Source organism: Lysobacter sp. 1R34A (assembly GCF_051217035.1).
In the GTDB taxonomy this organism is placed as follows: Bacteria; Pseudomonadota; Gammaproteobacteria; order Xanthomonadales; family Xanthomonadaceae; genus Lysobacter.
The window spans coordinates 1-13,834 of record NZ_JBPKJP010000103.1; the positions used below are offsets into that span (position 1 = coordinate 1).

General features: G+C 69.2%; 14 protein-coding genes. 8 read left to right on the forward strand and 6 right to left on the reverse strand.

Going from position 1 to position 13,834, the window contains the following annotated elements:
* A partial coding sequence (locus ACSAMQ_RS17360; protein WP_435396861.1) for an energy transducer TonB occupies positions 1–289 on the forward strand: 289 nt, incomplete at its 5' end.
* A gap of 145 nt (positions 290–434) precedes the next feature.
* Positions 435–1,058, forward strand: coding sequence for an energy transducer TonB (locus tag ACSAMQ_RS17365; protein WP_435396862.1), 624 nt, complete (start codon positions 435–437; stop codon positions 1,056–1,058).
* Positions 1,059–1,264: 206 nt separating this feature from the next.
* Here the strand turns inward: ACSAMQ_RS17365 and aroA are convergent, their stop codons facing one another.
* From aroA to serC, 4 genes are all read right to left on the reverse strand, one after another.
* Positions 1,265–2,590: a 3-phosphoshikimate 1-carboxyvinyltransferase gene (gene aroA, locus ACSAMQ_RS17370; RefSeq protein WP_435396863.1), complete on the reverse strand. Its 1,326-nt coding sequence runs from the start codon at positions 2,588–2,590 to the stop codon at positions 1,265–1,267.
* A complete protein-coding gene (hisC, locus tag ACSAMQ_RS17375; protein WP_435396864.1) occupies positions 2,587–3,780 on the reverse strand; it encodes a histidinol-phosphate transaminase in 1,194 nt (397 codons plus the stop codon). The genes aroA and hisC overlap by 4 nt, the downstream gene beginning before the upstream one ends.
* Positions 3,777–5,027 carry a prephenate dehydratase gene (gene pheA, locus ACSAMQ_RS17380; protein ID WP_435396865.1) on the reverse strand — a complete coding sequence of 417 codons (1,251 nt, stop codon included), beginning with the start codon at positions 5,025–5,027 and terminating at the stop codon, positions 3,777–3,779. The genes hisC and pheA overlap by 4 nt, the downstream gene beginning before the upstream one ends.
* A gap of 141 nt (positions 5,028–5,168) precedes the next feature.
* Positions 5,169–6,254 (reverse strand): 3-phosphoserine/phosphohydroxythreonine transaminase, encoded by a 1,086-nt coding sequence (gene serC, locus ACSAMQ_RS17385; RefSeq protein ID WP_435396866.1) that lies wholly within the window; start codon positions 6,252–6,254, stop codon positions 5,169–5,171.
* A 158-nt stretch (positions 6,255–6,412) separates the two neighbouring features.
* Between serC and msrP the strand changes: the two genes are divergently transcribed.
* Positions 6,413–7,384 carry a protein-methionine-sulfoxide reductase catalytic subunit MsrP gene (msrP, locus tag ACSAMQ_RS17390; protein WP_435396867.1) on the forward strand — a complete coding sequence of 324 codons (972 nt, stop codon included), beginning with the start codon at positions 6,413–6,415 and terminating at the stop codon, positions 7,382–7,384.
* Between the two features lie 100 nt (positions 7,385–7,484).
* The gene (msrQ, locus tag ACSAMQ_RS17395; protein WP_435396868.1) at positions 7,485–8,102 is read left to right on the forward strand and encodes a protein-methionine-sulfoxide reductase heme-binding subunit MsrQ; all 618 of its coding nucleotides are present in this window, start codon (positions 7,485–7,487) and stop codon (positions 8,100–8,102) included.
* A 30-nt stretch (positions 8,103–8,132) separates the two neighbouring features.
* Here msrQ and ACSAMQ_RS17400 read toward each other — a convergent pair whose 3' ends face one another.
* On the reverse strand, positions 8,133–8,936 hold the full coding sequence (locus tag ACSAMQ_RS17400; protein ID WP_031371723.1) for an FHA domain-containing protein: 804 nt from the start codon (positions 8,934–8,936) through the stop codon (positions 8,133–8,135).
* 201 nt (positions 8,937–9,137) lie between these two features.
* Here ACSAMQ_RS17400 and ACSAMQ_RS17405 point away from each other — a divergent pair, with 201 nt between their 5' ends.
* Complete coding sequence (locus ACSAMQ_RS17405; RefSeq protein WP_435396869.1) at positions 9,138–9,413, forward strand: polyhydroxyalkanoic acid system family protein; 276 nt, start codon at positions 9,138–9,140, stop codon at positions 9,411–9,413.
* Between the two features lie 415 nt (positions 9,414–9,828).
* On the opposite strand, the gene ACSAMQ_RS17410 is transcribed toward ACSAMQ_RS17405, so the two are convergent.
* The gene (locus ACSAMQ_RS17410; RefSeq protein ID WP_435396870.1) at positions 9,829–10,632 is read right to left on the reverse strand and encodes an FFLEELY motif protein; all 804 of its coding nucleotides are present in this window, start codon (positions 10,630–10,632) and stop codon (positions 9,829–9,831) included.
* A gap of 93 nt (positions 10,633–10,725) precedes the next feature.
* Here ACSAMQ_RS17410 and ACSAMQ_RS17415 point away from each other — a divergent pair, with 93 nt between their 5' ends.
* The 3 genes from ACSAMQ_RS17415 to ACSAMQ_RS17425 form a co-directional block, all read left to right on the forward strand.
* The gene (locus ACSAMQ_RS17415; protein ID WP_435396871.1) at positions 10,726–12,036 is read left to right on the forward strand and encodes a patatin-like phospholipase family protein; all 1,311 of its coding nucleotides are present in this window, start codon (positions 10,726–10,728) and stop codon (positions 12,034–12,036) included.
* Positions 12,037–12,192: 156 nt separating this feature from the next.
* A complete protein-coding gene (locus ACSAMQ_RS17420) occupies positions 12,193–12,795 on the forward strand; it encodes a phasin family protein (RefSeq protein ID WP_435396872.1) in 603 nt (200 codons plus the stop codon).
* 326 nt (positions 12,796–13,121) lie between these two features.
* Positions 13,122–13,834: restriction endonuclease (locus ACSAMQ_RS17425; protein WP_435396873.1), on the forward strand; the 713-nt coding region annotated here is incomplete at its 3' end.

Here is a 13,834-nt window from a genome sequence, read left to right on the forward strand (position 1 = left end):
GTCCGCCGCCGCGCAGACCCCGGCCGCGCCGCTGCCCGGCAATCGCCCGCCGCAGTATCCGGCGCAGGCGCTGCGCCGCGGCGAAGGCGGCACGGTGCGGATCCGGGTGTCGGTCGACGAACAAGGTTCGACCGGCGATGTGCAGATCGTCGAAGGCAGCGGTTCGCGCCTGCTCGATCGCGCGGCGGTGTCCGCCGTGCGCCACTGGCGCTTCCGTCCGGCGATGCGCAATGGCCGCCCGGTCGCCGATGCGGTGATCGTGCCGATCACCTTCAACGCCAACCAGTGATTCAAGTAGTGATCCGTGTCTTGCAATCCGCAGCCCGGCTGACGCTCGCCTGACTTCTTTACCTTCCGTTCACCGCAGGCTAACGAGCGCGCTTGGAAGCTCGGCGCGCGCTTTCGCCTTCGAAACCGCGGAAAGGAGCTAAAAAATGAGCGTTGCGTCACACCCACTCGACCCAAACCGGCCCGACTTCGACGCCATCCAGGCGCCCGAGGACGGCGCGATCGAAACTGTCTCCAGTTCGACCGGTCTGTGGCTGTTGCTGCTCCTGCTCGGCGCCACCTTCATGGGCTGGTACTACTACGGCAAGCGTCCGCCGGCGCCGCCGCCGGCCCCGGCGATGCCGCTGGTGATCGTCCCGCCGATCGATCGCAACATGGCCGCCGGCGAAGCCGCGCCGGTCGTCGCCGCACGCAAGGCGACAGTGGCCGCTGCCGCCGCAGAAGCCGCGGCGAAGCCGGCGGCCCCGGCTGTCGCGACGACCGAGCCGCCGCGTGCGACCGAGGCGCTGCCGCTGGCCGCCGGCAATCCCGAGCCACGCTATCCCAGCGGCGCCCTGCGCCGCGGCGAAGGCGGCACCGTGGTCCTGCGGGTCAACGTCGGCGCCGACGGCAAGCCCGAAGAGGTGGAAGTCGCGCGCCACAGCGGTTCGCGCGAACTCGACCGCGCCGCGCTGGTCGCCGTGCGCGATTGGCGCTTCCGCCCGGCGACCCGCGACGGCCGCGAAGTGGCCTCGGTGGTCGAGCAGCCGGTGGAGTTCAAGCCCCGCTGACGAAGATTCCTGCCGGAGCCGGGACAAACCGACAATGAGGGTGAAGGCCGGCGACGACGAAACTCACGCAGAACCTTCCGGCCACCATCGAGGACAGGCCGCGACGACGGCGAACCCGATCGCTTCCATCACCCATCGCGAATCCCACACAGCAAAACGGCGGCCCAAGGCCGCCGTTTTTCATTCGCGACTAGCACTCCTGCGCCCTACCCGGCCGCAGCGACCCGCATGCCCGCCTTCGCCGCCAGGGCCTCGAAGCCCGGGAACGAGGTCGCGACGTTGGCGACGTCGCCGATGCGGACCTCGCCGCCGGCCAACTGCGCGGCGATCGCGAAGCTCATCGCGATGCGGTGATCGCCGTGACTGTCGACCTCGCCGCCGTGCAAGGCGCCGCCTTCGATGACCGCACCGTCGGGCGTTTCGACGATGTTCGCGCCGAGCGCGCGCAGGCCGGTGGCCATGGTCGCGATGCGGTCGGATTCCTTGACCCGCAGCTCGGCGGCGCCACGGATCGTGGTGCGGCCCTTCGCGGTGGCTGCGGCGATGAACAGGGCCGGGAATTCGTCGATCATGTCCGGTACCAGCGCTTCCGGCACCTCGATGCCGTGTAGCGGCGCGTAGCGCACCCGCAGGTCGGCGACCGGCTCGCCGCCTTCGGCGCGCGGATTTTCCTCGACGATGTCGGCGCCCATCAGCCGCAACGCGGCGAGCAGGCCGGTGCGGCGCGGGTTCATGCCGACCGCTTGCAGATGCAGGTCCGACCCCGGCACCACGCTCGCGGCGACCAGGAAGAACGCCGCCGAGGAGAAATCGGCCGGCACCGCGATGTCGGTGGCGCGCAGCACGTGGCCGCCGCTCAGGCGCGCGTAGCCGGGCGAGAACTCGATCGGCCAGCCGAACGCGGCGAGCATGCGCTCGGTGTAGTCGCGGGTCGGATGCGGCTCGTGCACGACGGTGTCGCCGTAGGCGTACAGGCCGGCCAGCAGCAGCGCCGACTTCACCTGCGCGCTGGCGACCGGCAAGGTGTATTCGATGCCCTGCAGCGAACGGCCGCCGCGGATCCGCAGCGGCGGCAGGCCGCCTTCTTCGGTGCCGATCAGCGCGCCCATCGCCGCGAGGGGCTCGGTCACGCGGCGCATCGGCCGTTTCGACAACGAGGCATCGCCGATCAGCACGCTGTCGAAGTCCTGCCCGGCCAGCACGCCGGCAAGCAGGCGCATGCCGGTGCCGGCGTTGCCGCAATCCAGGGCTTCGGCGACGCCGCGCAGGCCGTGCATGCCGACGCCGTGGACGATGCGTTCGCTCGCACTCGGCGTTTCGATGCGCACCCCCAGGCGCTCGAACACGCGCGCGGTGGCGCGGGTGTCTTCGCCTTCCAGGAACCCGGTGACGCGGGTGACGCCTTCGGCCAGCGCGCCGAGCATCACCGCCCGGTGCGAAACCGATTTGTCGCCCGGCACGCGCAGCGAACCGCGCAGGGGCGAACCCGACCCGGCCGTCCAGGCCGCTTGTTCTTCGATGAGCGCACTCATGTCAGCACTTGGTCCAATGCCGCCAGCAGGCGGCGGTTCTCGTCGGGCGAGCCGACACTGATCCGCAGGCAATCGGCGAGCCCATAGCCGGCCATCGGCCGCAGGATCACGCCGCGCTCGACCAGGGCCGCTTCGATCTGCGCGGTGCGCGGACCGAACTCGACCAGGACGAAATTCGTCTGCGAAGGAAAGACGCGCAGGCCGCGCTGCTGCAAGGCCGCCGCGAGCGCGGCGCGCTGCTCGGCGTTGCGCGCGCAGGCCCAGTCCAGATGCGTCTCGTCGGCCAGCGCCGCGGTGCACGCGGCCAGGGCCGGGCCGTTGACGTTGAAGCTTTCGCGCACCCGGTCCATGACCCGGATCAAACCCGGCTGGGCGAGCAGATAGCCGACCCGCAAGCCGGCCAGGCCATAGGCCTTACTGAAGGTGCGGGTGATGGCGAGGTTCGGGTAGCGGCCGAGCAGGGACAGCGCGCTGGCGTAGTCCGGCGCGTCGGCCATTTCGGCGTAGGCCTCGTCCATCACCACCAGCACCTCGGACGGCACGCGGTCGAGGAAATCGATCATCGCCTCGCGGCCGAACCAGGTACCGGTCGGGTTGTTCGGGTTGGCCAGATAAACCAAGCGCGTGGCCGGGCCGATCGCCGCCGCGATCGCATCGAGGTCGTGGCCGCAGGGCATCGCCGCATCGCGCGGCAAGGCCTCGACGATGCGCATGGTCGCGCCGGCGGCCTGGGTGGCGAGCGCGAACACGGCGAAGCCGTAACGCGAGAACACCACCTCGTCGCCGGGGCCGGCGAACACCTGCGCAAGCTGCATCAGCAGCTCGTGCGAGCCATTGCCGAGCTGGATCTGGGCGACGTCGACGCCATGCCTGGCGGCCAGCGCGCGCTTGAGATCGGCGCCGAGCGGATCGGGATAGCGGTGCAATGCATGCAGGCAATCGAGGATCGCCGCGCGCGCCTGCGGCGAGGGGCCGTACGGGTTCTCGTTGGAGCCCAGCTCGGCGAGATGGGCCTCGCCGAAACGGCGCCGCAGCGCGACCAGGTCGTGACCCGGGTCGTAAGCCTTCAGGCGCTGGATGCCGGCCTGCGCGCGCGCGGCGAACCAGGCTTCGTCGTAAGCGGGCGTGTCGGTGTCGTCCCTGCCCTGGCGACTGGCCGGTTCTTGCGCTTGCGGGGCCGGCGCGCTCATGCGATCGCCACCGGGTAGGAGCCGAGCACTTTCACTTCGTGCGCCAGCTCTTCCAGTTCTTCCAGCGCTTCGCGCATCGCCGGCTCCTGCACATGGCCGCCGATGTCGACGAAGAACGCGTACTGCCAGCGGCCGGTATGGCCCGGACGCGACTCGATGCGGTTCATGCTCAGGCCGCGCTTGGCGAACGGCGACAGCACGTTGTAGAGCGCGCCGGGCTGGTCCTTGATGAAGATCAACAGCGAGGTGCGGTCGTTGCCCGACGGGGTGAACAGCTCGCGGCCGATCACCAGGAAGCGGGTGGTGTTGTCGGGCCGGTCTTCGATCGGCCCGGCGACGGTGCGCAGGCCGTAGACGCTGCCGGCGCTGGCGCCGGCGATCGCCGCGGCGTCGTCGGCATTGCGGGCGCGGCGCGCGGCTTCGGCGTTGCTCGACACCGCGATCTTCTCGGCCTTCGGCAGGTACTCGCGCAACCAGGCCTTGCACTGGGCGAACGACTGCGGGTGCGAATAGACCCGTTCGATGTCCTCGATGCGGCCGCTGCGCGACAGCAGGTGCTGGTGCACGCGCAGTTCGACTTCGCCGCTGATCTTGAGCTTGGAGGTCAGGAACATGTCGAGGGTCGACTGGATCGTGCCCTGGGTCGAATTCTCGACCGGCACCACGCCGAAATCGGCGCTGCCGGCCTCGACTTCCTGGAACACCTCTTCGATGCTCGCCAGCGGCAGGCCGTGGATCGAGTGGCCGAAGTGCTTGTACACCGCCTGCTGCGAATGGGTGCCTTCCGGGCCGAGGAAGCCGATCTTGAGCGGCTCTTGCTGGGCCAGGCAGGCCGACATGATTTCGCGGAACAGGCGCACCAGCACTTCATCGTTGAGCGGGCCGTCGTTGCGGTCGACCACCCGGCGCAGCACCTGGGCTTCGCGCTCGGGACGGTAGTAATCCACCGCCGCGGCGAGCTTGCCCTTGGCCTTGCCGACCTGGTTGGCGAACTGCGCGCGCTCGCCGATCAGTTCCTGGATGTGGCGGTCGATGCCGTCGATGCGCTCGCGCAACAGGGCCAGGTCGGGACTGGCCGCGGCGCCGGCTTCGGGTGCTGCCTTGGGCGCCGCTTTCGGCTTGCCGGCGGTCTTCTTTGCGGTCGCGCTTTTGGCGGCGGCCGGTTTGGCGGCGGCCGGTGTTTGCGTGCCGGGTTTGGCCGGCGACTTGCTGTCTGCTTTCGGGGTCTTGCGGGACTTGTCGGTCATTGTCGTCTCGTCGCTACCGAAGCGGTTGCCTCGCCGTTCCTGGCGCAACCTGTAGCGTTCGGATCGCACGGCCCGGCCATCCCTGACCGGGCGTTCGCAGCCGCGGCCGATGCCGATGCGGCACCGGACCGGCGTGGCCGCTTAACCGTGCCGTTGCTGGAAGTCCTGCATGAAGGCTGCGAGTGCTTGCACGCCCTGCTCAGGCATCGCGTTGTAGATCGAGGCGCGCATGCCGCCGAGAGCGCGATGGCCCTTGAGCGAGATCAGGCCGGCGTCCTGCGCCTCCTTCAGGAAGGGCTTGTCGAGCGCTTCGTCCTTGAGGAAGAACGGCACGTTCATGCGCGAGCGCGCGGCGGCCGCCACCTCGTTGCGATAGAAGCCGCCGGAGTTGTCGATCACGCCGTACAGCAGCTTGGACTTGCGGTCGTTGCGCTTGGCGAACTCTTCGACACCGCCTTCGGCCAGCATCCACTTGAACACCAGGCCGGCCAGATACCAGTTCCAGGTCGGCGGCGTGTTGAGCATCGACTCGCCCTTGACGTGGGCGCGGTAGTCGAAGATTTCGGCGCGCGGCTGGCCGGCGCGTTCGAGCAGTTCGCGCTTGACGATGACCACGCTGACGCCGACCGGGCCGAGGTTCTTCTGCGCGCCGGCATAGATCACCCCGAACTTCGACACGTCGAGCGGTTCGGACACGATGCTGGAGCTGAAGTCGCCGATCAGCGGCACCTCGCCGGTGTCGGGGATGTCGCGGAACTCGACGCCGTGGATGGTCTCGTTGGCGGTGTAGTGGACATAGGCCGCGTCCTTGGACAGGTTCCAGCCGTCGCGCGCCGGGATGGTGCGGAAGCCGTCGGCCTCGCCGCTCGCGGCGATGTTGGCGTTGACGTAGGGCTTGACCTGCTTGAGCGCGGTCTTGCCCCAGTGGCCGGTGACCACGTAGTCGACGGTCTGGCCCGGGTTAGCGAAGTTCAGCGCGATCAAGGCCTGTTGCGCGGTCGCGCCGCCCTGCAGGAACATCACCGCGTAATCTTCCGGAATCGACATCAGCGCGCGCAAGTCGCGTTCGGCCTCGGCGGCGACCTGGATGAACTCCGGGCCGCGGTGGCTGAGCTCGACGATCGAGGCCCCGGCGTTGTTCCACTCCAGCAGTTCCGACTGCGCCTGCAGCAGGACCGGTTCGGGCAGGGTCGCGGGACCGGCACTAAAGTTGAAAGCGCGGGACATCGGAAACTCCGTAGTGGGGGTTGGCCCCTCAGTATGCCGCAGTGCAACACCGTGTGCGCCTCCGTTTCTCGCGCAACTTTTGCCCCGCTGGCTGCCTCTATCCTCACATCGGGTCCCGTATGCGTTGAGGACTCGGACTCGCCTCCCGGAGCTGTCTCATGTCATTGCGCGATGCACTTTCTATCCCCTCCTCCCAGGTCACCGACGAAGCGGTCTACCGCGAGCGCCGGCGCCTGCTGGCCGCCTTCGCCCTGAGCCCGGCCCTGGGCCTGTCCGGCTGCGCCGAGGCCGAGCCGCCCTCGCCGCCGGCGCGGCCGGCGCCGAGCCCGGAGCAGATGCAGGCCGGGTTCCGCACCGACGAGGTGCCGACTCGTTATGAAGACATCACCACTTACAACAACTTCTACGAGTTCGGCACCGACAAGTCCGATCCCTCGAAGGCCGCGCGGACCCTGCGCACCAGCCCGTGGACGGTCGCGGTCGGCGGCGCCTGCGCCAAGCCGGGCAAGTTCTCGCTCGAGGACCTGATCAAGGGGCTGACCCCGCAGGAGCGGATCTACCGGCTGCGCTGCGTCGAGGGCTGGTCGATGGTGATCCCCTGGCTCGGGGTGCCGCTGGCCGACGTGCTCAAGCGCTTCGAGCCGACCTCCAAGGCCAAGTACGTCGCCTTCACCACCCTGGCCGACCGCAAGCAGATGCCCGGCATCGCCTACCCCTCGATCGATTGGCCGTATCGCGAGGGCCTGCGCATCGACGAGGCGATGCACCCGCTGACCCTGCTCGCGACCGGCCTGTACGGTAAATCCCTGCCGCAGCAGAACGGCGCGCCGCTGCGCCTGGTGGTGCCGTGGAAGTACGGCTTCAAGAGCATCAAGTCGATCATCGCCATCACCTTCGTCGAGCGCCGGCCGCACACCAGTTGGAACGAGTTGCAGCCCAGCGAATATGGGTTCTTCTCGAACGTGAACCCCGGCGTCGACCACCCGCGCTGGAGCCAGAAGAACGAGCGCCGCATCGCCGGCACCGGCAGCAAGCTGTTCGCCGAGCGCATCCCGACCCGCTTGTTCAACGGCTATGGCGACCAGGTCGCCGGCCTGTACGCCGGCATGAACCTGCGGACCTGGTTCTGAGATGGCGCGGGAATCCGGGCCGGTAGCGCGTTCGTCCGCCTCGTCTTCTGCTTCCGGGCGTCCGCCTGGACAGGCGATAAAACGCCGGACTCCGGTAGGCGTGATTTGGGCCAAAGTCGCCGTGCACGCGTTGGCCCTGACCCCGGCGGCGATCCTGGCCTGGCAGATCCGCGCCGAGGTGCTGACCGGCAGCGGCGGGCTCGGCGCCGACCCGATCGCCGAGATCGAACATCGCCTGGGCTTGTGGGCGCTGCGCCTGCTGATGATCGCCCTGGCGGTCACGCCTTTGCGCCAACTCAGCGGCCAGGCCGTGCTGCTGCGCTTCCGCCGCATGCTCGGGCTGTACGCCTTTTTTTATGCCAGCCTGCACCTGACCGCGTACCTCGCGCTCGACCTCAAGGGCTACTGGACCCAGATCTTCGAGGAAATCGCCAAGCGGCCCTATATCACCGTGGGTTTTCTCGCCTGGCTGCTGCTGATCCCGCTCGCGGTCACCTCGACCCAGGGCATGATGCGGCGCCTCGGCCGGCGCTGGGGGCAGTTGCACCGGCTCGTGTATCCGATCGCCGTGCTGGCGGTGCTGCATTTCTGGTGGCTGGTGAAGTCGGATATCCGCGAGCCCCTGCTGTACGCCGCGATCCTGACCCTGCTGTTGGGCTGGCGGCTGTGGCGCAAGGTCGCCGAGGCGCGGACGCGGCGCCGGGCCGCGGCGCGATAGGCGCGGTTCGGCCCAGGGGACACCTGGAGCTCAGCGGGTGCCGTAGAGCAGCAGCAGGCTCAGCAGGCCGGCCATGACCACCGCGGCCAGCAGCAGCCAGGGCATGCGCCGCACCGAGGCCGGCAGGGCCGACGGCGGCTGCATGCGCTCTTCGTTCGAGGCCGCTTCCTGGGCCAGCTGGGCCTGCAGGGCTTCGGCCGCGCTGAACTGGCGGGTCGGCGCTTCGATCACGAAGCGGTGCTGGCCGTCGAGCAGCAATTGGTCGCCGGGCTTGAGCAAGGCGTGCCGCACCGGCTGGCCGTTGACCACGCTGCCGTCGACCGAGCCGACATCGCGCAGCACCACGCCGTCGGCATGGGCCTCCAGGCGCGCGTGGCGGTCGGCGAAGGCCGGTTCGTTGATGCGGATGTCGCAATCGCCGGCGCGGCCGATCAGGCGCGGCTGCTCCAGGGTGTAGCAGCGCCCGTGATGAATGCCGCCGACGCCGCGCACGACCATGCGCGAATCGGCCGGGATGTCGACCCCGAACGGCGGCGCGGGCTCGGGCTTGTCGTCGATCAGCAGCAGTTCGACGCCGTCGAGAAAGATCGCATCGCCGGCGCGCAGCATCGCCACGCGTTTCACCGGGCGGCCGTTGACGTGCAGGCCGCGCAGGCCCTCGCGCACCTGCAGCCAGACGCCGCGGCGGTCGACGCTGAGTTGGGCGATCGCCGCGCCGGCGTCTTCCACCAGCACCGTGCGTCCGGCCGAATCGCGCCCGATCGCATGCACCCCGGGCTTGAGGGCCAGGTCGGCATGTTCGCGGTTGGGGTATCGAAGTTTGAGGGCGCTCACTCCGCCGCAATCTAGCAGGTTGTCGAATCGGCTCACACCCCGCGGGCGCCGCCGGATCGCATCGCCGCGGCGCATTCGCAGGCATACCCGCGCATCGCCGCGCCCGGGCGGCGCTACATCGCGCCTTCGCGCGGCGCGGCTCAGGCTTGGATGCGCTCGTCCCTGCCCCCACAATACCGGCCTCCAGGGAGAACCCAGACCATGTCCAGCATCGATATCCGCCACCCGCATTCGCTCGCACCGGCCAAGGCCCGCAAAGCCGTCGAAGACGTCGCGAAGAAGCTCGCCGAACGTTTCGATGTCGAATACGACTGGGTCGGCGACACCCTCAACTTCGTGCGCAGCGGCGTCGACGGCAAGATTTCGCTGCAGCCGAATCAGTTGCACGTGACCGCGCAACTCGGTTTCCTGCTCGGCGCCCTCAAGGGCCCGATCGAATCGGAAATCCGTCGGGTGCTGGAAGAACGGTTCAAGTGAGCCGCCTCCACGCCGACGCAGGACCCGGGCCCGCCTGATCGAGCTCAAGGACGCCCTCGAACGCGAGGGCTGGGAGGTCGAGGGCGAGTTCGGCGCAAACGAATGGTTCCACATCGAGCGCGACCGCACCTGTAGCGGTTGACTCGCCCAGCCACCGGCGCGGTCGAAACGCTGAACGCTGGAGTTCTTCCTGTTCGCGGCGCTCGGCGGACCGGCCGAGCGGCTGGCCGACCTGTCGGATGTCGATGCACGATCGGCGGGGCAGCGTTTGTATTTCGACAAGATTCGCAGCGCGCGTCGGCATGAGGCCCTGCCGGCATTCGTTCGCGAATTGGCTTGAGCCGCCGCACGGCCGTCGCCGCATCGGTCGCTCCAGACGCGGGTCACTCTGGAGGATGATCAGTCCAGGCGCGCATCACTCCAGAGGCGGAAAGGGATCGACCTCGCCGGCGAACAGCCGCTCGGCGATGTCGCGTTCGTCCTGCTCGATCTCGGCGATGAACTCGCGCACGTCGCCGAGCCGGCCGAACGCGGCGAAGCCGCGCTCCAGGAACCCCTGCAACTCCGACAGGCCGGCTGCCTTGGCCGGGCCGCGCGAAAGCTTGAGCAGGGTCAGGATGCCCGGCGTCCGCACCGCCCGGCCCAGGCCCAGGCCGACCGCGGCGATCAGGTCGATCTGGTGGCCGCGCAACCGCGGCAGGCCGCAGGCGCGGTAGGTCCGCGCGTACAGCGGGCCGTCCAGGCGGCGCCGACGCGGCGCCAGCGCCTGCAGGCGCTCGGCCATGCGCAGGTCGAAAGCGTGGGTCAGCAGGCCCAGCTCGATCGCATCGGCGACCGTCGTCAGCAACGAGCCCGGCAACAGCTTCTGCATCATCGGCAGGACCCTGGCGATGTCGGCGTCGCGGCGGCTGAAATCGCGGTCGTTGTAGACGTCGCTGAGAAAGAACTGCGCGGCGGGGCGCCGGCGCGGGTCGCTCAGGAAGCGGTCGAAGCTCGCCTCCAGGCGCCGCGCCTGCCACAGCCGCAGTTCGGGCAGCCAGCGCAGCCGGTTGCGCGGTTCGCGCACGGGATCGTGCAGGGCCTGGTGGCGGGCCAGCAGACACCCCAGACGCTGGCTATGTTCGGTCGCCCTGGCCATCGCCGGAATGATCGCGGCGCCGGCCGGCCTCCGCAAGCCGAGCGATGGGCCGAGCGGCCAGCCGACCGATGCGGCATTCATCGAGCCGGCTCAGACCTTAGTCCTGGCCCTCTGGTGCCTCGCCCGTCCTGGGCTACACTCGACCAATTCCGTCCGGGCCGTGCTGCCTATCACATGCTGTCACTCCATTCCGCCCGGAACCGGGCGAGCCGCAAACGTTCGGCCCACGGCACCCAAGCTGCTCCCGGCTCCGGAGCTTCGGCCCCGAAGATCGGCCTGGCCATCGCCGGCGGCGGTCCCATCGGCGGCATGTACGAGCTCGGCGCCCTGCGCGCGCTCGACGAAGCGATCGAAGGCCTCGACCTCACCCGCCTGGATTGTTACGTCGGCGTCAGCAGCGGCGCGTTCCTCGCCGCCGGCCTGGCCAACCGCATGGACACCGCGGAGATGTGCCGGATCTTCGTCACCGGCGACAGCGCCGATGTCGAGTTCCGTCCGGAAACCTTCATGCGCCCGGCCTTTCTCGAATACGTCAAGCGCGCGGCGAGCTTTCCGCGCCTGGCGACCGAGTGGTGGCGCGAATTGCTGTTCTCGCCGCTCGAGGCGCGCTGGTCGGACCTGATCACCCGCTTCGGCGGCCTGATCCCGAACGGCCTGTTCGACAACGCCCAGGTCGAGCTGTTCCTGCGCGAGGTCTTCACCCGCCGCGGCCGCAGCAACGACTTCCGCGAACTCGAGGCCGAGCTGTACGTGGTTGCGGTCGACATCGACAGCGGCGATGCGGTCCGCTTCGGCGGCGACAACTGGAGCGACGTGCCGATCTCCAAGGCGGTCCAGGCCAGCGCCGCGCTGCCCGGGCTGTATCCGCCGGTGCAGATCCGCGGCCGCCATTTCGTCGACGGCGCACTGCGCCGGACCATGCACGCCTCGGTGGTGCTCGACCGCGGCATCGACCTGCTGATCGGCATCAACCCGCTGGTGCCGTTCAACCATAACCAGGGCGTGCCGGTCGCCGAGGACAACAGCCTGGCCGCGGGCGGTCTGCCCGCGGTACTGTCGCAGACGTTCCGCACCCTGCTGCAATCGCGCATGCAGGTCGGCCTGGCCCGCTACGCCCAGCAATACCCGGACATCGACCAACTGGTGTTCGAGCCCAACGCCGAAGACCGCGAGTTGTTCTTCACCAACGCCTTCAGCTTTTCGGCGCGCCAGCGCATCTGCGAGATCGCCTACCGCAACACCCTGGCCGACCTGCACCTGCGCGCCGACGTGCTCGAACCGGTCCTCGCCGCGCACGGCCTGCGCCTGCGCCGGGACGTGATCGCCGACCGGCAGCGCTCGATCCTCGACGGCATCACCCCGCCCAAGCGCGATACCGAGACCACCGCACGCTTGCGGCGTGCGCTGGACGACGTCGACCGGCTGGTGGCGTCGCCGCGGCCGCGGCGGCGCAGGACGGCCCCTGCGGCCAGGAGCGAGAAGTGAGCGATGAGGAGTGAGAAGCGAGTAAGAACGAGTCGGCTTTCACTCGTTTTTCACTCCTCGTTTCTCACTTCTCGCTCTCGATCGCGGTTGGTGTGATTACTCTAGACAGGGGGGCCATCTTGAGTGCACAGCGATAGCACTCATTACAGGACGTCCATGGCCGCCAAGTTCAAGAAGACCGCTAAGAAGACCACCGGCAAGAGCGGCAGCGCCGGCAAGGGCAGCGCGCAGGACCAGGCCGAGCGCCTGTCCAAGACGCTCAGCGAATCCGCGCAGCAGATCTGGCTGGCCGGTGTCGGCGCGTTCGGTCGCGCCCAGGCCGAGGGCACCAAGCTGTTCGAAGGCTTGGTCAAGGAAGGCCTGAATCTCGAGCAGACCGCGCGCAAGTTCACCGGCGGCCAGGCCGGGGTGCTGCGCGATGCGGTCGAGTCCAAGGTCGGCCAGGCGCGCGAACGCGCGTCCGACACCTGGGACCGGCTCGAGAAGGTGTTCGAAGAGCGCGTCCAGCGCGCCCTGGTCAAGCTCGGCGTGCCGGGCCGCGACGACCTGGCCGACCTCAGCGAGCGCGTCGAATCCCTGACCCGCGAACTGCGCCGCCAGGGCGGCAGCGCCCCGTCCGCACGCACCGCGGCCAAGGCACCGGCCAAGGCCACCGCGAAGAAGGCTTCGCCGACCAAGCCCAAGGCGCAGAAGGCGCCGGCGGCGAAGAAGGCCACGCGCAAGTCGATCGCGCGCCCGAAGCCGCCGGTCGCACCGTAACCGTGCTTTACCGCGCCGCGGATTACCCGCGGCGCACCGTTTAAGCCCGCCAGTCCGCGCTTCCGTATGCTCCCCTCCCCTTACGGTTTCGGACTGGCGGGCTTTCTTGTGCCCGCGGCCGCCGCAGCCCGATCGCCGCGATGCCGGCACCGAACGCGCCGCGTTCGCCGTGCCATGGCTCGGACTTCACGCTGACACCGAATCGTCGTTCTGGATGGAACGGCCGACGACGAACACGTCAATTTCGCGAACAGCGTCTCAGTTCGCACAAGTGCTAGATGTCGCAGGCCGTATATCCTCAGCGTCTTTTATGGGCCTAGCGCTTCATGTCGAGTTTTTCCCTGTGGGCCGCTGCCGCCGTCGCACTGACGATCGGATTGGCGTCCACCGCCTATCTGTGGTCCTACCGCCGCCATCGCACTGAAGTCGCCACCGGCATCGCCGGGCTGGCGAAGATGCGCTGGCGCGAGTTCGCCCGACTCATTGTCGAATCGCTGCGCGAGCGCGGCTTCGAAGCCGAATCGGTCGAGGAGTCCCTCGCCCGCGGCACGCAGGCCGAGCTGCGCCTGCTGCGCGCCGGCAAGCCTTGGCTGCTGTCGTGCAAGCTCGGCGACGCCGACTACCGAGTGTCGGCGGCGACCGTGGCCGAACTCGCCGATGCGGTCCGCTTCAACGGCGCCGCCGGCGGCATGATGGTCACCACGGGGCGATTCGACAGCAATTCCGAGCGCGTCGCCAACGGCCTGGACCTGTACAGCGGCGAGTCGCTGTGGGAACTGGTCGAACCGCAGTTGCCGGCCTCGACCCGGCACGAAGTCATCGCCGCTGCGCAGAAGCGCAGCATCGGCACCATCGTCGGCGCCTGGATCGCGGCGATCGTGCTCGGCCTGATCGCCGGCTTCGTCGCACCGCACTTCGTTTCCAGCGAGCCGGATGCCACGGCGCCCGCTCAGGTCACGCCGGCCGAAGCGGCGCCGTCGCAGCCGGCGCCATCCGACAGCGCGACTTCCGCCGCCGCGCCGGCCACGCCGCCGGCGGC